The organism is Wolbachia endosymbiont (group A) of Pipizella viduata, assembly GCF_964028555.1.
Taxonomy (GTDB): Bacteria; Pseudomonadota; Alphaproteobacteria; order Rickettsiales; family Anaplasmataceae; genus Wolbachia.
The window spans coordinates 812,884-833,183 of record NZ_OZ034787.1 but is presented as its reverse complement, the minus strand read 5'-3'; the positions used below and the strand labels follow the sequence as shown (position 1 = coordinate 833,183).

The following is a 20,300-nucleotide window of genomic DNA, read 5'->3' as shown; positions in this document are numbered from 1 at the left end:
GTGCAACTAATTAACTTTATTTTAGAAAAGATTTTTTGGACGTATTTTTGATGAATCTTGTATATGTATATATACAACTTTTCCTTTAAAAAAGATGACAAACACAGGAAAGATCCCTGTAGCAGTAATTGCTACTATGGTGATACAAACAATAGCATTGATCTGGTGGCTAGCTAAGCTCGACTTAAGAGTGCATATGCATGATAAATTTATAGAGCAAAATCAAAGGACTACAGAAATCATCTATCGTCTTGAAGAAAGGGTCAAAAACCTTGCTGAAGAAGTTAACGAGCTTGAGCAGAGACAAAAATAACTATAACAAATGACAAAGTACATTTTATCTGTAGATGGAGGAGGAATTAGAGGAATAATTCCTGCCATTATTCTAGCAGAAATTGAATCTAGGACAAAAAAGCCAATTTCCCAGATCTTTGACTTAATGGCAGGAACCTCAACCGGTGGAATTGTTGTTGCTGGACTTTGTAAAAGCAATAAACTTCAATACTCTGCCAATGATTTGGTTGAACTTTACCAAGAGTATGGACCATATATCTTTCAAGCATCACTTTGGAGAAAATCAATTGCTTCTTGGCTGAGTGGTTCTCAGTACTCATATAAAAATATGGAATTTATTCTCAACAAATACTTCGGCGAAAGCACTATGGCCGATGTTGCTAGTAATCTACTGCTCACCAGTTATGACATTCACAATAGTTGTGAATTTTTCTTCAAAAGTTGGAAAGAAGAAAACATTAAGTTAAAAGATGCACTCAGAGCTACAACAGCTGCTCCAACGTACTTCACACCAAAACGTCTAAAAATTAGCCAAAGAGAGAGAGTGTTGATAGATGGCGGAGTGTTTGCCAATAATCCAGCGGCTTGTGCATATGCAAGTGGTAAAAGGTTATTTCCAAATGATGAGATTATACTGCTATCAATAGGTACTGGTGGAACAAATAGAAGTATAAAGTATGCTAACTCAAGGAGATTTGGCAAAATAGGGTGGATCAAGCCACTACTGAATGTGATGTTTGCTTCTGGATTGGATTGCGTTGATTATCAACTAGAACAAGTAATAGATGATAAATACATAAGAATACAATCGCAATTGAAAGTAGCATCGACTGAGATGGACAATATTACACTCAAAAATATCAAATTTCTTCAGCAAGAGGCAAGTAAAATGATAGAGGATAACCAGAAAGTGATAGACAAATTCTGCAAGCAAAATCCAAAACTATAACTGAGCTAGAAAAACGAAATAAGCGAGTTTCTAGTATCTACTTTAATAAATTTACTAAAATATTTTTTTAATATTATATATTGAATACAGAAGCACAAGAATTTCATCCAGCAATGAAGATGATTAATTATGTAATCATCTTCATTGATATTTTAATATATTGTGTAGAAATCAGTAAACTAATGTTGCTTTTAATTCAGGTTAAGTTTTGGAAGCGTGATTTTCAAGTTCCTCAATAGATAAATCTGTTATTTTAGAAATAGCATCAACAGAAACGTCCAACATACGTAGATTATTTGCAACCTTTATTGCCTCTGCTTTGTAAATCGGGAATGTTGCTACCAAATGTTGACATTAAACTTTATGATATGAGGTATCTTTGATGTTTTTACGCTACTAAATTGTAATAGTTTAGACTTAATCTGACAGGCATGAATTATCTAACAGAAGAATTGACAAAGTCAAAACCGATATCAGCATCCTGTTTAATGCTATCAATATTTTTCTGATAAGCAATATGCATACTATCAAAAAAGGTTTGCATAGGAGTCTTACCATAGCAATATTTACCTGAATGTGGTCTAGATCTATTGTAAGAATGCACCCAATGGTCTACGTCTAACTGAAGTTCTGCCAAAGAGGTGTAAATTTTCTTTCTAAAGATAATATTGTAACATTCATCTTGCATAGTTCTGTGAAACCTTTCACATATGCCATTAGTCTGTGGAGAACGAGCTTTGGTTCGAGAATGATCAATATTTTCTACCCCTAAATATAGCTGGTAAGCGTGATTTTCAGGTCTGCCACAATACTCTGTACCACGATCCGTCAAAACACGTAGCAATGATACTTTCTGTTCATCAAAGAACGGTACTACCCTATCATTAAGAAGATCTGCAGCTGTGATAGCAGTCCTTTCTGTGTAAAGCTTAGCAAAAGCAACTCTGGAATAGGTATCAACAAAGGTTTGCTGGTAAATTCGTCCAATACCTTTGATATTACCAATATAATAACTGTCTTGGCTACCTAAGTATCCTGGATGCTCTGTTTCAATTTCTCCATGGGCCTCTTTTTCTTCCTTAGCCTTTTCTAGAGCTGTTATCTGTTCTTCTGTTAAAATGATACCATCCTGAGCTACTTTTGCTTCTAATGCCTTTAACCTCTTTTTAAAGTTTTCAAGATCGTTTCTTTGCCACACTGATCTTATTCCACTTGCAGAGATCTCTCTTTTTCAGTTCGTTTGCTGCTCTTTCTTGTCCGTATGCTGGAAACTCTATTGCTATTTCAACTACTGCTTTTTCTATATCCTCCGACACTCTATTTGCATACAATGGCTTGCTTTTGCTTATCTCGTGTAAAGCCTCTTCTCCTCCTGTTTCATACAGTTCTTTGAAGCGGTAAAATGTATCCCTTGAATATCCCATTACTTTACACGCCTGTGATACATTTCCTAATTGCTTTGCAAGTTCTAGCAATCCCAACTTTGGTTTTAGTATTTTTTCTTGTGTTGTATTCATATCTGACACTCCTTTAAAACTTGTTTATATTTTTATCTTACTTTGTTTCCCTGTCAGATTAAGTCTAAACTATTACAACTAAATTCATGATATCCATCTCTTGGCGATTTAAGCCTATTTTTAGAGTATTTATAAAAAGACGATAAGACCCCTTCTACATCTAAAGCCTAAAATGCAATTCTCAGATGATCTCTGATAGACGTTTTTTTCATCAACACATTCAAAACAATAAAAAGATTGAATATTTCTTCACAATTGTGTATAATTATTGATGCTTTGGTGCACGTAACGATTATACTTTAAAAAGAATATTGGCTACTGAGAAGAATGAAGACATCTTCATCAGCGAAAAAAAAGGGCAAAAAACAGAGAAATTTGATGTAGCTACTTAAGGCAGGTGTCTCTATTGCAGCTGAGATAGCTGATCACCCATGATCAAATAAAAAAGTTATAAGTACACAGATTGGATACAGTATCTTTTTTAAGAAGAAGATTTATCTTGCTTAAAAACTTGTAGATACTATATTTACATAAATTCTTCATGCGAGGCCTTTATGTTTACTAATAGAATATCTAATAATCTGGATCAGCTGCAATTTTTTGTAGAGTTTTTAAATGAAAATTATGAAATTCAGAAACATCTTAGTCTTACACCGCTACATTTAGCAGCAGGAAATGGTCAGTTGGATTTAGTCAAAACTTTATTAGGAGAAGGTTTAGATATTAACTCAGAGATTAAGTACGATGGCTTTACGCCACTGTATTTTGCAATTGCAAAAAATCGCTTAGAGATGGTTAACTTTCTTATTGCTCATGGAGCAGATGTAAACCATAAGGCCATTCTAGGCTTTACACCTTTAAGTTTTGCGTCCCAGCAAGGATATTTAGATATAGTCAATACCTTGATTGCAAATGGAGCAGATCTTAGTACTAAAACAGATAAACTTAATACACCTTTACACCTAGCAGCAGAGAATGGTCATCTAGATATAGTAAATGTTTTTATTGAAAAGGGATTAGATGTTAATACTGTAAATAATGATCGAGCAAGACCTTTGCATTCTGCAGTACAAAATGGTAACCTCGAAGTAGTTAAAGCTCTTATTTCACAAGGGTCTAATATTAACGCTGGATCTTCAGGCATAGGTAATCGTAAAGTTGATGCAAACATTACACCCTTACATCTGGGAACACAAACTGGTAGGTTAGATATAGTTAAAGTTCTGCTTGAAGCGGGAGCAAACGTTAATGCAAAAACAGATGATAAGATTACACCTCTACATTTAGCGTCTCAAAATGGCTTTTTAGAGTTAGTAGACATTTTACTAAAAGCAAAATCTAATGTTAATGCTAAGGATTATGAGAATCTTACACCTCTACATTTAGCAGCAGAACGTAATCACTTTGGAGTAGTTAAGTCTCTTCTTCTCGTAAAGGGAATTGATGTTAATGCTAAAGGCCACGATAATTCCACAGCTTTACATATAGGATCTCAGAATGGTCACTTAGAAGTAGTGAAGCTACTAATAGAGAAAAAAGCCAATGTTAATGCTAAAAAAAACGAAGGTTTTACACCTTTGCATCTAGCAATTCAGCAAAGTCATTTCGAGGTGAGTGATTTTTTAATTAAAAATGGAGCAAACATTAACACCGTGGATGATCAGAATTGGACTCCTTTACATAATGCAGCATATAATGGTTTTTCTTTAAAAATAGTAGAGAGCTTAATTGCAAAAGGAGCAAATATAAATGCAAAGATGGATGATGGTAGAAGAGCTCTACATTTGGCAGCAGAACATAATCACTTGGAAATAATGAATTTCTTGATTGAAAATGGAGCAGATATTAATGCTCTAGATAACAGAAGTTGGACTCCTCTACATTGTGCAACATATGATGGTAATTTAGAAGTTGCTAAATCTTTGCTTAATAAAGGAGCAGACATTAATGCTAAAACAGTTAAAAGTACTACACCTCTACACTTTGCAGTAGACCATGATCATTTAGAGGTGGTTGAATTGCTCTTAAAAAAAGGGGCAGAAGTTAATGCTCTAGATCACACAAATTGGACTCCTTTACATTTTGCAGCAGAAAAAGGTTATGATCAGATAGCAACCGTTCTATTGAAACATGGTGCTGATGTAAATGTAAAAGAAAATCAAAATAAAGGCACAGCCCTACATCTTGCAGCTCAACATGGTCATCCTAAGGTAGTTAAAACTCTTATTATAAATGGAGCGGATGTTAATGCAAAAATGGATAAAAATGCTACGCCTTTACACTTAGGGGCACAAATTGGTAATTTAGATATAGTTAGGTCTCTACTTATGAGCGGAGCATACTTTAATGCTGGAGCTGAAGGAGATAGATATGTTTTACCATTACACTTTGCAGAAAGAAGAGGAAACCCAGAAGTTATAAAATTACTAAAATTGACTGAGAAGTTATTTAAGGCTATAGAAGATAATAATTATTTAGGAATTGAGAGTTCCATTAGAGATGGAGCAATCATTAATTCGAAAAACGTGGATGGAAGAACGCCATTACATTATGCTGTTAATAATGGGCATATAAAAGTTGTAAATATCTTGCTAGCAAATGGAGCTGATGCTACTAAAGTTACTAACAAAGGTAATACACCATTACACACTGCTGCTTCCAAAGGTCATAAAGAAATTATTGAAGCTTTGTTACAACGTGTAAGCCACAATAAATTGAGTGATTTTATTAATGCTAAAACAATAGTTAAAGGCACTACATCGTTGCATGTTGCTACTGAAAATAGCTTTTTTGAAGCTGTAAAGTCTTTGTTGAAACATGGTGCAATTTATAACATCAAGAATAAAGAAGGTAAAACACCACTTGATCTTTCTCGAGACCAGAATATTACTAACCTATTGAAATTAGTAGAAGAGCTGTTTGAGAATGCAAAAAATGGCAATGTTGAAATTATCAGTAAGCTGAAAGCAATAAAACCTGATGAGCGCGTAGCTGTAACAAATGCTCGTGATGATCAAGGCAAGTCATTAGTCCAGGTTGCAGTAATTAATAAACACTCAAACCTTGCAAGTAGATTATTAGAAATATTAAAAAGTCCAGATCAGAGTTTACAAGATGTCAGCGTAGAAAATAGAGTAAAGAGTTTGAAGTTATAGCTCTCTTAAATGAAACTCTAATGAGGGTGCCAAGATCTAGATCATTTAGAAAATTATAGTGGGCTTTACATCTTATTAATTATAAATTAACTTACTATCTAATCAATCCCTAAGTCATGTATGAGTAACATTTTGATAATATTAGCAGCAGGAAAGAGCAGTAGAATGAATTCTGAATATTCAAAAGCGTTGCACCAAGTGGGAAATCTTACTCTTTTAGAACATATAATTTCTAATGCAAAATTGCTGAGTCTAAAAAGCTTATCAATTGTTGTTAACAACTCCCTTCTAAAAGATTTAGAAAAGTTTGATACCCTAAAAAGTATAATAGATCAATACAATATAAAACTAATAATTCAAGAAGATATTACAGGTACTGGCACTGCAGTTAAAATTGCTCTAGAAAATCTGGAGGAGTTATCTGATCAAGACATAGTTTTAATACAGTATGGAGACACTCCCTTTATATCTAGTGATACAGTTATGAAAATGACTGATTGTTTAAAGTATAATAATTTAGTTCTTCTTGGATTCAATAGTCAAGATGAACAATATGGAAGATTAGTAATTGATAATTACGGAAATGTTCAAAAAATCCTAAAAAATGGAGATAAAATGCTTCTTGCAAACTCTGGAATAATAGTTTCATATGCTAAAGATCTTTTTACCTTAGTAAAAGAAATAAAATTTAATAATTCGACCAATGAATATTGTCTTAATGATATAGTACCCATTGCAGCAAACAATAACTTGAGTGTAGGTTATGTAGTTTCTGATGAAAGAGAAGCAATGGGAGTAAATAATAAAGAGGATTTGATTAAAGCCGAACACTATTTTCAAAAAAAAAGGCGGCCAACTTTTCTTTCATAACTACATTTTCTTATTCATTAATTTAAGTTGACATTTGTTTTATACTGGTTTTATAATACCTTTTGATTCTTACTTGTAAGATAATTGGTACGACAAATTTTCCTAGTTGTAGTGAGAGGGTATACATGGGGATATTAATAACAGGTGCTGCAGGTTTGATAGGGTCAACCTTGGTGAAAAAGTTAGAAAACCAGGGCCATGAAGTAATAAGCTGTGATATTAGGTTTCACAACAATCCACTCAGTTTTTTTTCAGAAGATATAGTACCACTACTTGCTAAGTGTACAGGAATTATTCATCTGGCTGCAATTTCTCGAGTTATACATGGTGAACTTTATCCTGAACTGTGTAGAAAAATTAATGTTGATGGTACAATGCAGTTTTTAGGGTTATTTAAGTCACTTTCAAATAAACCATGGTTTATATATGCAAGTAGTAGGGAAGTCTATGGAGAGCAGAAGGAACTGCCAGTTACAGAATCTGCTAGTATCGATCCAATAAATAATTATGCCAAAGGTAAAGCATTTATTGAGGAACAAATAACAAGTTCAAAAGATTTTAATGTAGCAATATTACGCTTTTCAAATGTATACGGTGGTTTACTAGATCATAACAGTAGAGTAATTCCTGCACTCTGTATTAATGCATTAAGAGGTGATCCAATTAAAATAGAAGGTAAAGAATGTGTTTTTGATTTTACCTATTTGGATGATGTTATAGAGGGTATATGCTTAACTGTTAAATATTTACAAAGCGAAAAATCTTCTCTTCCTGCTATTCATCTTACTACTAATAGCCCATGTACTTTAGAAAACTTAGCAAAAACAATATTAAAAGTCACGAAAAGTGATTCTAGAATTGATTTTTATCCTCCAAGAAATTTTGACGTAACTAAGTTCTATGGTGATTTTACTAGAGCTAAAGAGCTACTTGGTTGGTCTCCAAAACATTCATTAGAAGTAGGATTAAGTAAATTTATAAAAAGTCTACAAAACAATACACAAGAATATCCTAACAATATAGATATGGTAATATATGAAAATATTAAAAGTTATTCATGGTTACCCTCCTTATTATAGTGCTGGTTCAGAGGTTTATAGCCAAACTCTTGCTCATGAACTAGCAAATAACAATGAGGTACAAGTATTTACTAGGTATGAAAATAGCTTTTTACCTGATTTTTATTACACTACAGTCCTAGATCGTAGTGATTCTCGAATCTTACTGCATTTAATTAATATACCCATAGCTAAATATCGTTACAAATTTATCAATGAAGAAGTAGATATACAATTTAAAAGAGTAATAGATAACTTTCAGCCAGATCTTATACATTTTGGTCATCTTAATCATCTATCAATTACTTTACCAGAAATTGCTTTTAAAGAAAATATACCTACAATTTTTACGCTACATGACTTTTGGTTAATGTGTCCAAGAGGAAGGTTTATTCAACGCAATTCTGAAGATTTGTTACGGCTTTGTGATGGACAAAAGGATCAAAAATGTGCAACCCAATGTTACAAAGGATATTTTACAGGAGATAAAGAATTCCTGAATTTAGACATAAATTATTGGGAACAATGGGTTGCAACTAGAATGAAGCACACAAGGAAAATAATAGACTATATAGATTACTTTATTTCCCCATCGAAATTCTTGATGGACAAATTTACTCAGGATTTTAATGTTCCGATAAACAAAATTTCTTATCTTGATTATGGTTTTGATCTCAATCGTCTTAAGAATAGAAATAGAGCACAAGAAAAAGAGTTTATTTTCGGTTATATTGGTACTCATACTCCCGAAAAAGGTATTGATCTATTATTGAAAGCTTTTTCTCACTTATCATCTAAAGTAAAACTTAGAATTTGGGGAGCAGCAAGAGAAGAAACTAAAGCCTTAAAAGCGATTGCCAATCAGTTTTCACCTGTTGTTAAAGAAAGAATAGAGTGGATGGGAAGTTATGATAATAAGAATATAGTTACTGACGTATTTAATAAAGTTGATGCAATAGTCGTTCCTTCAATTTGGGGTGAAAATTCACCGTTAGTAATACATGAAGCACAGCAACTTAGAATACCAGTTATAACAGCCGATTATGGTGGCATGGCAGAATATGTAAGAGATGGACTATTGTTTAAGCACAGAGATGCAAGTAGTTTATCAGAAAAAATGCAAGTCCTATCTACAAATCAGGAGTTATACAATAAACTTACCCAAAAAGGCTATCCTTATACTGAAAATGGAAATATACCTTCTATAAGTGAGCATACTGAAAAACTTAACAAGATTTACCGTAATGCTATTGAAAAGAAAGGCAAATCAGTAGCTGTTAAACCCGGTCCTTGGAGAATTACTTTTGATACTAATCCAGATTACTGCAATTTTTCTTGTATAATGTGCGAATGTTTTTCACCATACAGTAAAGTTAAAGAAGAGAAGAAAGCTAAAGGAATAAAACCTAAGATACTATCAATAGAAACTATCAGAAAAGTAATTAAAGAAGCAGCTGGTACACCTTTAAGGGAAATCATTCCTTCTACTATGGGTGAGCCTTTAATGTACAAAAGCTTTGATGAAATAATCAATTTGTGCCATGAGTTCGGCCTGAAGCTTAACCTCACGACCAATGGTTCTTTTCCCATTAAAGGAGCTAGAAAATGGGCTGAACTATTGGTACCAATTTTATCTGATGTTAAGATTTCCTGGAATGGGGCAACTAAAGAAACTCATGAAAGAATCATGAAAGGTTCAAAATGGGAAGTAGTGACAGAAAACTTAAAAACTTTCCTTGAAGTTAGAGATAAATACTTTAGCGATACAGGTGAAAGGTGTACCGTTACTTTACAATTAACATTTTTGGAAAGTAATTTACATGAACTCTATGACATAGTTAAGATGGCCATAAAAAACGGCATAGATAGAGTTAAAGGACATCATCTTTGGGCACATTTTGAGGAAATTAAGGATCTATCTATGAGAAGAGATGAGTTAGCAATTAGTAGATGGAACACGGAGGTGAGAAGGTTATACGAACTTAGAGATAATATGCTATTGCCAAATGGTAAAAAGATAAAATTAGAAAATTTCACAATCCTTTCTCAAGAAGGTATTAAGGATTTGGCTCCAGGTGGTCAATGCCCATTTTTAGGTAAAGAAGCATGGATAAACAATGAAGGAAAGTTTAGTCCTTGCTGTGCTCCAGATGAACTCCGTAAGACATTAGGAAATTTTGGTAATGTTAATGAGGTTAAACTCGAGGAAATATGGCAGAGTAGTGAGTACCTAAGCTTACAAAAGAATTATTTAAATTATAAATTATGCAAAACATGCAACATGAGAAAACCTTTGATCAATTAATCAAAGATAATCTTAAATCTATTAAAATTTCACCGTGTGAGAGCTTTCACGAATTACTAGGAAATCCTTTGTATGAAAATAGGTTTATAAAGGTTGGTAAATTTCATGAGCCCGGTCTTGCACCGGTTTATGATCAGACAGGTGCTTATCATATCAATGTAAGAGGAGAAGCAGTTTATCATAATAGATTTCTAAAAACTTTTGGATTCTACTTTAATAGAGCGGCCGTAGAAGATGATACAGGGTGTTACCATATTGATTCATCTGGATGTAGAGTATACAAACAGTCGTATCAATGGATTGGAAATTATCAGGAAGATGCTTGTATAGTTAGAAGACATGATAAATGTTTTCATATTAATTTAAATGGCAACAGGATTTATCAGGAGGAATATGATTATGTTGGAGATTTTAAGGATGGTATCGCTGTAGTCTATAAGGATGGTAAAGCTACACATATTAATCATCATGGAAAGTTAGTACATAATAAATGGTATAAAAAACTTAATGTTTTTCATAAAGGATATTCTATTGCAGAAGATCAACATGGTTGGTTTCATATAGATATTAATGGTAATCCTGTTTACCAGCAGAGATTTAAAATGGTAGAAGCATTCTATAATGGCATGGCAAAAGTTGAAACTTTTGAAGGTGTGTTAGGACAAATCGATATTACCGGAAATGTAAAGTTTAGTATTTTTGATTTAGGTAAAGAATCTCAAGTGCATAGGATTTCTGCAGAACTTTCAGCCTTTTGGAAAACGTACCTAACAAGCGTTGCTATTGAACTTGATTTGTTAAATATTTTACCTGCAACTATGCCGGTTTTATCTAAAAAGTTAAACATTATCGTACCAAATCTAGAAAGGCTGTTAAGGGCGTTGTGGGAAGTAGGGTTTATTGATTATGATAAGAACAACGACTTGTGGCAACTATCATTAAAAGGTAAGTGTTTTAAGGAAATACCATTTTTGCCAAAAGCATCAATAATGTGGGCGAGAGTTGCCGCTGAAAAGAATTGGTTAAAGATTGCCGATATACTAAAACAGAAGTCAATCTCTTCATTTGAATCTTTTAAGGAAAGAGAAGCATCAGAAGATAAGAAAATAGCGTTTTACCAAGCATTGCTAGGATATTCTAGGTTTGATACTAAAGAGTTTAATTCTAGGATTAATATAGATGGTGCTAAGAATATATTGCTATTTGGTGTACACTCTTTATTTCTTGCTTATTCTGATATACACAATAAAGGTTCCATAGGCCTATATAACGAACATAAAGTGCCAAGACAGTTAGTAGAAAATTTAAAAGTCAAACTTATAACTCAGGAAGAACTATCAGCTACAAATTATGAATTAGGTGTCTTTTGCCGCTTTCTACAGCATTATGATGATGATAAAGTATTATCTTATTTAAAATTGGTCAAAGGAATATCTCGTGTTTTATTGATAGAAACTATTTTAGATTACCGCTCTCCAGCTGGAGGCTCTGTAGATATTAATGTAATGGTTGAAACAGGAGGTAAACTAAGAACATTAAGCGATTGGGAAAAAATACTCAAACAAGTAAAAGGATTCAAAATTTTTGCTGTTATATCTTTAACAGATTACTTATCAGTTATTGATGTCAGGTGTTAATCATATGGAAACATTACAAAAAAATGGTTTTTTTATTATCAAAAATCTGGTTCCTTTAGAGCTAATAACTCAGTCTTTAAGTGATATAACAAATAAGATATCAAAGCTATCCCAAGAACTAAGTGTTTCAACTTCTGACTACTTAAACTGTACCGGCAGATGGGGCACGTCATCTCAAGTAACTAGAATTATCTCTCAAGCATTAGATAAAATTATTAAAAATTACCTTGAAAAATCACTTCAGTGTCATATACTGCAGAAAAAATCAAATGTTATATGTAAAACTGCTGATTTAATAGATGCAGTTCCCTTCCATCAAGACATCTCCTATAGTTTTAATGATCCTTACCACTTTTCCGTTTGGTTAGCTTTGAATAATGTCAGTGAAACTTCAGGTGCACTACAAATTATAGAAAACAGTCATAAATGGGAAATACAGCCTTTAGTTGATTTTTGGTACCCATATTTTTTTGATCAGCACTCAAATAACCGAGAAAATTACAAAATTAAGTCACTACCTATTTCAGCAGGAGATGCAATAGTTTTTGATTCCCGGTTATGGCATGGTAGTGATAAGAATACAGATGCTAAAGATAGATTTGCTTATGTAACAAGGTGGATTATAAAAGATCAAGACCTTCCCTATGTGCCAAAACCTCAGCCTTCAGTTTTTGGTATACTCAATTGTGGTGAGTTAACAGAATCTATACTGAGAGAATGCTTGTCATTGTTTGGCTACCAGGAAAGTATAAAAGCAAAAAACATGGAAGAACTTATCAAGAGCTGGTTAGCCTTTATTGCAGACACAACTAAAAATATCTCTGAGATCGACACTACTGAGGCTAAGCGAGATTTATATAAGCTGCTTATTCTAAATCAAGCATCAGCACTACATGATGCTGGAGACATCTCAGGAAAAATATACAAAAATTTATGGTTTTCACTACTTGTATTTCTCAATAAAAAAGTCAAAGTAGTGGAGCTAGCATTGTAAATGAACAGAAGTAGAGTTGATAGCTTCAAATGTGTATTGATGTTCATCTTGAATATAGTATCTAAATTCAAGCTTAATGTACTTATAATGTCTTTAGTTGCTCTGGTGGTAGCTGTTGATTTGTCTTTTAGAAAGTATTTAGTAAAAAATATTCTAGATACAGCTGTAAAATATCAGGAAGGTAATGTAATTGAAAATCTTTTATTACCTGTAAGCGCTTATCTTGGCATGGCATTACTTATCACTACTGCTTTTAGATTCTATGGCTATTTTGTTGACATTCGAATGTTTACCTTAATGCGTCAAAAAATAGCTGATATATCTTTTTGTAGGCTACTCCAACAAGACCATTCCTATTATCAGAACAATTTATCTGGAAGCTTAGTACATAAGGTCAGTAGCTTAATGGATAGTGTGATAGAGTTAATAAGATTGCTTATAGATTGTTTTTTCGGTTACAGTATAGCATTAGTCTTAGCTATTTATACCTTATCATTAGTAAACATAAAGTTTGCAATCGCTACATTCACTTGGGTAAGCATTTTTATTTTAGTCTCGATTTTCAGCTTTCGTGTACTTACTGAACTAGCTGATAATTACTCTAAACAAAATTCAAAAGTAATAGCTAGTATAGCAGATAGTATTTTAAATGTTATATCAGTAAGGTTATTTTCTCAGCAAGCACATGAGAGACACAAATTTTTTCAAATATGCAAGAAAAGAACTATTGCAGAGAGAAAATTACAATGGGCATACTTTTGGCTTTGGTTTATATATGGCTATTCATTTGATATACTCCAAGCAGTAAACTTGTATTTTTTAATTCATGATTATCAATTGAACAAGATCGCAATAGGAGATATTGCCCTTGTACTTGGAATTAATATATCGATTATAGAGTTTCTTAACCATCTAACTAGAAATCTTACCCAATTTTCTACTCATTTCGGCAAAGTTTCAGATGCATTGCCAATCTTGAATACCGTACCAGAAATTCAAGATAAGGAAAATGCTAAAGAATTAAATTTATTAAGTGGAAGAATAACGTTTAACAATGTTTCTTTTTCTTATGAAGGTCAGGAGCCATTATTTCAAGATTTCTCAGTTACCATTAATCCTTGCGAAAAGGTAGGTCTAGTTGGTTATTCTGGAGGTGGTAAATCTACTTTTATAAACTTAATCCTAAGGCTATTTGATGTTAAAAAAGGTAATATAGAGATTGATAATCAAATAGTATCAGAAGTTACACAGAGTTCTTTGAGGCAACAAATATCTGTAATACCTCAAGACCCATTGTTATTTCATGATACTATTTTAGCAAACATCATATATGGTAGACTTCAATCTACTATCGAAGAAATAATGAGAGCTGCAAAGCTGGCTAGTATTCACGATTTCATTATGACTCTACCAGATCAATATGGAACTACAGTCGGAGAAAAAGGCATCAAACTATCTGGAGGAGAAAGACAAAGAATAATAATAGCAAGGGCATTTTTAAAAAACGCTCCAATATTATTTCTCGATGAACCAACTAGTCAGTTAGATTCTATAACAGAAAAAACAATTCAAATGAGTTTATTCAAATTGATGAAAAATAAAACTACGATTACTATAGCACACCGTATTTCTACACTTTTACACATGGACCGAATTATAGTATTTAACAAAGGAAAAATTGTCCAAGATGGTAAACACGCTGAACTAGTTTCTAAACACGGTCTTTATAAAGAACTTTGGAATGCTCAAATTGGTTGTTTGAATGGCAAAAAAGAAGATGGAAAAAATTATTGATCTGAGAAGCGACACTACAACTCTGCAGAGCTCCAACGTTATACATGCAATAAGTAATGCAACTGTTGGAGATTTTGCTTATGGTGAAGACAAAAGCTGTAATGACTTATCAGAATATTGCAAACAATTATTCAAAGTAGAAGAAGCATTATTTGTAACCAGCGGTATGCTTGCAAATAGATTAGCCATTGCCAGTCAAACAAGTCCTGGTGATGAACTAATAACTCATTATAATTATCACGTTAATTTTTTCGATAGCGCAGGCAATGCAAAAGTAAATAATATCGTATTTAATTGTATTAGAAATAATAGCGGAATCTTAGATGTTGATGAAGTAGAATATGCTATTAATTCTAAGCCGAGGTATAAAATTTTTGCTCAGGTGAGTCTTGTTTCTATAGAAAATAGTATAAATGGGTTTAATGGTAAAATTTATCCTTTTGAAAAACAAGTCGAGTTATATCACTTTTTAAAAGCTCACAATGTAAATCTTCATTTAGACGGTGCAAGAATATTTAATGCTCATATCGAAACAAATATTGCTTTAGCAGATTATGCTAAATATGTGGATACAATGAGCTTTTCTTTTACTAAAGGACTTGGCGCTCCTTTTGGTTCAATGCTTATGGGTAAAAGAGAGATAATTGAAAGGGCTAAAAAGCTACAGGTTTGGCTAGGTAGTGGTTATCATCAGATAGGGTATTGTGCTAATGCAGCAAAATACGTACTACAGAATAATATCTCTAGGCTTAAAGAAGATAATAAGCTCGCTAAATTGTTTGCAGATAAGATTAAAGAAATTCCACACATAAAACTGGTACGACCTTATCCAGAAACTAATATAGTAAGCTTTAGTATAAAAGCACTAAATGTAACTAATGAGGTTTTCTTGAGTAAGTGCCAAGCTTATGGTTTATTGCTTTTTCCTTGGCTCGAGTCTCATATAAGAGCAGTTACCCATCTTGGCACAAAGGAAATAGACATCATGAAAGCTGCTGAAATTATAAAGGAGGTTGTGTTAAATTTAATATGAGAATAAAAATAGATTTCTTTAGCGATTCAAACACTGACCCTTCAGCTAAAATGAGGGAAGCGATGGCTAAAGCAAAAGTTGGAAACGAAGCTGCATGTGAAGATCCAACTGTGAACGAATTAATGGCAACCGCATGTAAAATATTAGGTAAACCTGCAGGAATCTTTTTGATTTCAGGAACGATGTCCAATGTAATTGCTTATAAAGTACACATTCAAAGACCTGGTGATTACTTGCTGCTTGATGAAACTTCACATCCGCTCATAGTACAATCTGGCTTGATCGCAGCCCAGGCACATGCCACTCCTTTGCCCATCAAAGGTACGAGAGGAATATTTACTGGAGAACAAATTGTTGAGTTTATTACTCGTCCTAGTTTAAGAAATATTCCGAGAGTTGGGCTTGTTTCTATCGAACAAACGACAAATTTTGGTGGTGGAGCTGTGTGGCCTTTAGAATATATTCAAGAGATCTCAAGTCTCTGCAAAGAGAATGACGTATTCACTCATTTAGATGGAGCAAGACTGTTCAACGCTTGTGCTCATACTAAAATATCTCCAAAAGAGTATGCAAGTTATTTTGATTCGGTATTCATTGATTTTAGTAAAGGATTAGGTGCTCCAATGGGCGCAATATTGCTTGGAAGTGAAGAGTTTATTGAAAAAGCTTGGTACTATAAGTTTCAAATTGGCGGAGGTATGCACCAAGCTGGCATTATTTCAGCTGCATGTTTATATGCTCTACGTAATAATGTAAATTCTTTAGAAGAAGATCATAAAAAAATGCAGCACCTTATAGAAGGCCTAGACTCCATAGATCAAGTTATAATTGATATTGACCTATATAAAACTAATATAGCGTATTTCTCATTACGTAATAATTGTATATCTACTCAAGAATTAATAAACGTACTAATAACAAATTATGGAATTAGAATGGCTAACATCAAAGGTAAAATCAGAGCTATAACACATAGAGATATAAGCTATGAAGATATTAATATTACTGTATCTGCTATAAGAAAGATACTAAGTAAGTAATTTTCTGCACTAATTGTTTGCAAACTTCTTGTCAAATAATATTATACCAATATAGTATTATGCTGGCATCTGCATAGAGCTATTTGGGAATAGGTGTGAACTTTGTCTTCTTTCAATATTTACTATTCTTCTGTGGATATATGCTGCTTTATTTATCAAGACAAAGTATACCAATTGCTCTACCACTGTTAATAGATACTGACCATGTAAAATTAAGCTATTTTTTTGCCTGCTTTTCTTTTTTTTATGGAGTATCAAAATTCGTTAATGGAATAGTCATGGACTCCAAAAATAATCCACTATTTATGTTTGGGCTATGCAATATTGCAACTGGATTATTAACCATTGGTATAACTTTATCATATAATAATCTAACTTTATTACTGTTAACATTAATATTATTAGCTTGGACACAAGGGTTAGGTTGGCCAGCTATTACCAAGTTTATGGTTACAAACTCTAGCCTCTCTTCAATTGCATCATCATGGGGAGTTATGAGCGCATCTCAGCAACTTGGTTCTTGTATTACTTTAATTGTATTACCAAGTATAATAAAAATGTATGATGCAAAGAGTGCATTTTTGTACTCTGGTCTCTTATGCTTACTTTTTGGAATTTATATAATATTAAAAGCATATTACAAAGAAAGTGCCAACTTTACTACCTATTATAAGGTGCATAAATCTCAAATAGGTATCAAGGTAACAAGTTCCATATGGTTTCTATGTTGTGCTACTTTTTGTGCTTATATTATAAAAATGGGAATCTTCTTTTGGTTTCCTATAATTTTAAGGGATAAATTACAAATTTCTCTTGTACAATCCTCACTAATAACAGGTGTATATGATTTAGGTGGAATCCTTGGAACTTTAATCACAGGAAGAATTAGTGATATGTACTTCTTTCAAAATAGAAGCTTGCTGGCATTACTTTACATGTTGGGTATAGCACTCACTTTTATTGCAATGAACTTTGGTCAAAACATAATTCTTATGAACCTTGGTGCAATCTTATCAGGATTCTTTATATTTGGAGTTCAAGTACTGACAGGTGTTATAGCTGTAGAAATTGCTTCACAAAATAATGTATGTGCAATTGTAAGCTTAACAGGATTATTTGGGTATATTGCAAGTTCAATATTTTCATGCGTGCTCTTAGGAGTACTTGTTAAGCACTGTGGTAACAGTATTATGTTTTCATTTTTTTCCATTTGCTCTGTTGTTGCACTCGTTTGCTTTTCCATATTATCAAGCAAAGACCTTAAAAAACTAAGTAAAGCGGTGTAAAAAATATTTCTCAACAGTTAAACTTTGTAGATAGATTTTTTACCCAAGGAATAAACATGGTAACCATATCTTAGTAACAGCTCGCTATCTAATAAATTACGGAAATCAAAAACATTAGGTGCAGTCATAATACTCTTTAAACTTGCAAAATCTTGATTTTTAAATTCTTTCCACTCCGTTAACAATAACAAGGCTTCCGCGTCCCTTGCAGCCCCTATAGCATTGTCCGCGTACTCTATATCCTTTAGAACTTGCCTAGCATTATCCATCCCCATTGGGTCATATGCAGTAATTTTAGCCTTGTTATTCACTAACAATTGTGCAATATCTATAGCTGGGCTATTTCTTACATCATCAGTACCAGACTTAAAAGTTAGCCCCCATATTGCTATTTTTTTATTTTGGACTCCATTTAATAGATATTCTACCTTTTTAGCAATGTTTGTTATATGATTATAGTTAGATTCCTTAACTGAATTTAAAATTTGTAGCTTGACATTGTGATCTTCAGCAAGCCTTATTAAGGCCGATAAATCTTTAGGAAAACATGATCCTCCAAATCCTGGACCAGCTTTGAGAAATTCCTTACCTATTCTATGGTCCATTCCCATACTGTTAGCTAAAAGGTCAATGTCTGCTCCTAATAGCTCACATAAATCTGCCATCTCATTGATAAAAGCAACCTTTGTTGCTAGAAAAGCATTAGAAGCATATTTAATCATTTCAGCAGTAACTGTATCAGTGACTATTAACGGAATATTCTTATCTATAAATGATCTATATATAACTTCTAGTTTTGCCCTAGCTAGCTTAGTTTTTACTCCTATTATTATCCTATCTGGGTATAAAAAATCTGATACTGCAGAGCCTTGCTTGAGAAACTCTGGATTAACCCCCAAATCAAAGTTATAGCCCTTATTAGATAAATAATTATATATATTTTCTGCAGTACCAGGAGGAACAGTTGACTTTATCACTATTAAGCAATCTTGATTAACTCTCTCAGAAACTTCACTTACTGCATTATATACATTCTTTAAATTTGCATTTCCTAGGGAGTCTGATGGAGTATCTACAGTTATAAATACTACTTCTGTATTGGGATTTATTTGAAAATACGAATCGAAAAATCTTATCCTTTGTGACTTTATATTATTCTCTAAATAATCTGCTAATTCAGGTTCATATAGAGGAATTTTCCCTGATTTCAAAAGTTCAATCTTCTCAGTATTTATGTCAATGCAATCAACTTTATGGCCCTGCTCCGATAACATTGTACCAGATACTAAGCCTACATACCCTACTCCTATAATAGTTATGTGCATTTTATTATCACCTTAAAAATATAGCTTAGCATCTAAAATAAATACCATTAACAATGAGAGTCATAAACTTTTGTTGTTACATTATTTTTCTTAATTGCCTTACCTTCCGAGTAAACTATAAATAAGGTTGACGGTATTAATATCAAAGTACCATGTAAAACACTTTTATCAGGTAATTCATTAAATATAACGTATGTTACTATTGCAGAAATTATTAGCTCTATGTACCTATAAGGTGCAAGTGCAGTAGCATCAGTAAGAGTAAAAGCTTTTAACATAAAGAGCAAAATTAGATTTGAATTAATTCCCAAAATCAGCAGTAATACTAATTCCAACAAGGAAGGCATATGCCAATAAAATAACAAAGGTGGAGTAGAAAAAACAGTTGTCATTAGAGCTGAATAAAATAACATACTTATTACTGACTCTTTTATCACAAGTTTCTTATTAAGTATGTCTAATATAGCAAAGATTAATGCAGATACAATAAAAATAAGAATTTTAGGATTAAAGTCTTCACTATGAGCTTTGATAGTAATAGCAATACCAACAAAACCAATAATAGTTACTATCCATCTTTGCCAAATTATATTTTCGTTTAGTAAAGGGATTGCAAGAAATATAACAAATAATGGTATAGAAAAACTTATAATCGTTGCAGTTACTATGGGGAAAGTACTCAATCCATAGGTCCATAAGACCATTCCACAAAACAACAGTGCTCCTCTAGTTATTTGAATAGATATTTGACTTGTTTTAAAAGCTTCTATTCCATAGTAAAACATAAAAGGTACAAGGGTAATAGTGGTAAACAGAAAGCGGAAAAAAATTATTTCAAAACTCTGAAGATGTAAACTTAGATATTTTGATATAGTATCATTAGCTACACTACTAAGTAAGCTAAGTATAAACCAGATAACCCCAAACAAATAAGCTCTCAATCTGTAATCCATAAAGCTTCTGATTTAATAGATACGATGTACTCATATAATTTTACTACAAAACTAATAATATAAAAGTTTTCTGATGTACGTCCCCAGAAT

The 20,300-nt window shown here is 32.7% G+C and carries 14 protein-coding genes and 1 pseudogene; 12 read left to right on the top strand and 3 right to left on the bottom strand.

From position 1 onward, the window contains the following. Window positions 1-94: 94 nt before the first annotated feature. Both ABWU50_RS03935 and ABWU50_RS03930 read left to right on the top strand, forming a co-directional pair. Window positions 95-313, top strand: coding sequence for a hypothetical protein (locus ABWU50_RS03935; protein ID WP_012673232.1), 219 nt, complete (start codon window positions 95-97; stop codon window positions 311-313). A gap of 9 nt (window positions 314-322) precedes the next feature. After that, window positions 323-1,243 carry a patatin-like phospholipase family protein gene (locus tag ABWU50_RS03930; protein ID WP_065094350.1) on the top strand — a complete coding sequence of 307 codons (921 nt, stop codon included), beginning with the start codon at window positions 323-325 and terminating at the stop codon, window positions 1,241-1,243. Window positions 1,244-1,679: 436 nt separating this feature from the next. On the opposite strand, the pseudogene ABWU50_RS03925 reads toward ABWU50_RS03930, so the two are convergent. Further along, window positions 1,680-2,760 (bottom strand): annotated as a pseudogene (locus tag ABWU50_RS03925) (IS481 family transposase). A 554-nt stretch (window positions 2,761-3,314) separates the two neighbouring features. Between ABWU50_RS03925 and ABWU50_RS03920 the strand changes: the two are divergent. The 10 genes from ABWU50_RS03920 (at window position 3,315) to ABWU50_RS03875 (ending at window position 17,932) form a co-directional block, all read left to right on the top strand. Then, window positions 3,315-5,915, top strand: a complete 2,601-nt coding sequence (locus ABWU50_RS03920) for an ankyrin repeat domain-containing protein (protein ID WP_353275353.1) — start codon at window positions 3,315-3,317, stop codon at window positions 5,913-5,915. A 120-nt stretch (window positions 5,916-6,035) separates the two neighbouring features. Beyond that, window positions 6,036-6,785 carry an NTP transferase domain-containing protein gene (locus ABWU50_RS03915; protein WP_182183378.1) on the top strand — a complete coding sequence of 250 codons (750 nt, stop codon included), beginning with the start codon at window positions 6,036-6,038 and terminating at the stop codon, window positions 6,783-6,785. A 125-nt stretch (window positions 6,786-6,910) separates the two neighbouring features. After that, the gene (locus tag ABWU50_RS03910) at window positions 6,911-7,864 is read left to right on the top strand and encodes an NAD-dependent epimerase/dehydratase family protein (RefSeq protein WP_353275352.1); all 954 of its coding nucleotides are present in this window, start codon (window positions 6,911-6,913) and stop codon (window positions 7,862-7,864) included. Further along, entirely contained in the window at window positions 7,821-10,148 is a 2,328-nt protein-coding gene (locus tag ABWU50_RS03905; RefSeq protein ID WP_265017293.1) for a glycosyltransferase, read from the top strand. Before ABWU50_RS03910 ends, ABWU50_RS03905 begins: the two co-directional genes overlap by 44 nt. Then, window positions 10,109-11,785, top strand: coding sequence for a WG repeat-containing protein (locus ABWU50_RS03900; protein ID WP_353275349.1), 1,677 nt, complete (start codon window positions 10,109-10,111; stop codon window positions 11,783-11,785). Before ABWU50_RS03905 ends, ABWU50_RS03900 begins: the two co-directional genes overlap by 40 nt. 4 nt (window positions 11,786-11,789) lie before the next feature. Then, window positions 11,790-12,779 (top strand): phytanoyl-CoA dioxygenase family protein, encoded by a 990-nt coding sequence (locus ABWU50_RS03895; protein WP_353275348.1) that lies wholly within the window; start codon window positions 11,790-11,792, stop codon window positions 12,777-12,779. After that, complete coding sequence (locus tag ABWU50_RS03890; RefSeq protein WP_353275346.1) at window positions 12,780-14,573, top strand: ABC transporter ATP-binding protein; 1,794 nt, start codon at window positions 12,780-12,782, stop codon at window positions 14,571-14,573. After that, complete coding sequence (locus ABWU50_RS03885) at window positions 14,557-15,606, top strand: threonine aldolase family protein (RefSeq protein ID WP_353276328.1); 1,050 nt, start codon at window positions 14,557-14,559, stop codon at window positions 15,604-15,606. Before ABWU50_RS03890 ends, ABWU50_RS03885 begins: the two co-directional genes overlap by 17 nt. Beyond that, window positions 15,603-16,646, top strand: a complete 1,044-nt coding sequence (locus ABWU50_RS03880; protein WP_353275344.1) for a threonine aldolase family protein — start codon at window positions 15,603-15,605, stop codon at window positions 16,644-16,646. Before ABWU50_RS03885 ends, ABWU50_RS03880 begins: the two co-directional genes overlap by 4 nt. A 140-nt stretch (window positions 16,647-16,786) precedes the next feature. Then, window positions 16,787-17,932, top strand: a complete 1,146-nt coding sequence (locus tag ABWU50_RS03875) for an MFS transporter (RefSeq protein WP_353275342.1) — start codon at window positions 16,787-16,789, stop codon at window positions 17,930-17,932. Window positions 17,933-17,949: 17 nt separating this feature from the next. Here the strand turns inward: ABWU50_RS03875 and ABWU50_RS03870 are convergent, their stop codons facing one another. Next, window positions 17,950-19,257 carry a UDP-glucose dehydrogenase family protein gene (locus ABWU50_RS03870; RefSeq protein ID WP_353275341.1) on the bottom strand — a complete coding sequence of 436 codons (1,308 nt, stop codon included), beginning with the start codon at window positions 19,255-19,257 and terminating at the stop codon, window positions 17,950-17,952. 47 nt (window positions 19,258-19,304) lie between these two features. Further along, the gene (locus tag ABWU50_RS03865) at window positions 19,305-20,210 is read right to left on the bottom strand and encodes a DMT family transporter (protein WP_353275339.1); all 906 of its coding nucleotides are present in this window, start codon (window positions 20,208-20,210) and stop codon (window positions 19,305-19,307) included. Window positions 20,211-20,300 lie beyond the last annotated feature (90 nt).

Excerpts from the sequence above, each read along its gene's own strand:
- ABWU50_RS03930 (WP_065094350.1), top strand. The coding sequence starts at position 323 with ATGACAAAGTACATTTTATCTGTAGATGGAGGAGGAATTAGAGGAATA.
- ABWU50_RS03920 (WP_353275353.1), top strand. The coding sequence starts at position 3,315 with ATGTTTACTAATAGAATATCTAATAATCTGGATCAGCTGCAATTTTTT.
- ABWU50_RS03915 (WP_182183378.1), top strand. The coding sequence starts at position 6,036 with ATGAGTAACATTTTGATAATATTAGCAGCAGGAAAGAGCAGTAGAATG.
- ABWU50_RS03900 (WP_353275349.1), top strand. The coding sequence starts at position 10,109 with ATGCAAAACATGCAACATGAGAAAACCTTTGATCAATTAATCAAAGAT.
- ABWU50_RS03865 (WP_353275339.1), bottom strand. The coding sequence starts at position 20,210 with ATGGATTACAGATTGAGAGCTTATTTGTTTGGGGTTATCTGGTTTATA.
- ABWU50_RS03890 (WP_353275346.1), top strand. The coding sequence starts at position 12,780 with ATGAACAGAAGTAGAGTTGATAGCTTCAAATGTGTATTGATGTTCATC.
- ABWU50_RS03895 (WP_353275348.1), top strand. The coding sequence starts at position 11,790 with ATGGAAACATTACAAAAAAATGGTTTTTTTATTATCAAAAATCTGGTT.
- ABWU50_RS03905 (WP_265017293.1), top strand. The coding sequence starts at position 7,821 with ATGAAAATATTAAAAGTTATTCATGGTTACCCTCCTTATTATAGTGCT.
- ABWU50_RS03875 (WP_353275342.1), top strand. The coding sequence starts at position 16,787 with ATGCTGCTTTATTTATCAAGACAAAGTATACCAATTGCTCTACCACTG.
- ABWU50_RS03880 (WP_353275344.1), top strand. The coding sequence starts at position 15,603 with ATGAGAATAAAAATAGATTTCTTTAGCGATTCAAACACTGACCCTTCA.
- ABWU50_RS03935 (WP_012673232.1), top strand. The coding sequence starts at position 95 with ATGACAAACACAGGAAAGATCCCTGTAGCAGTAATTGCTACTATGGTG.
- ABWU50_RS03885 (WP_353276328.1), top strand. The coding sequence starts at position 14,557 with ATGGAAAAAATTATTGATCTGAGAAGCGACACTACAACTCTGCAGAGC.
- ABWU50_RS03870 (WP_353275341.1), bottom strand. The coding sequence starts at position 19,257 with ATGCACATAACTATTATAGGAGTAGGGTATGTAGGCTTAGTATCTGGT.
- ABWU50_RS03910 (WP_353275352.1), top strand. The coding sequence starts at position 6,911 with ATGGGGATATTAATAACAGGTGCTGCAGGTTTGATAGGGTCAACCTTG.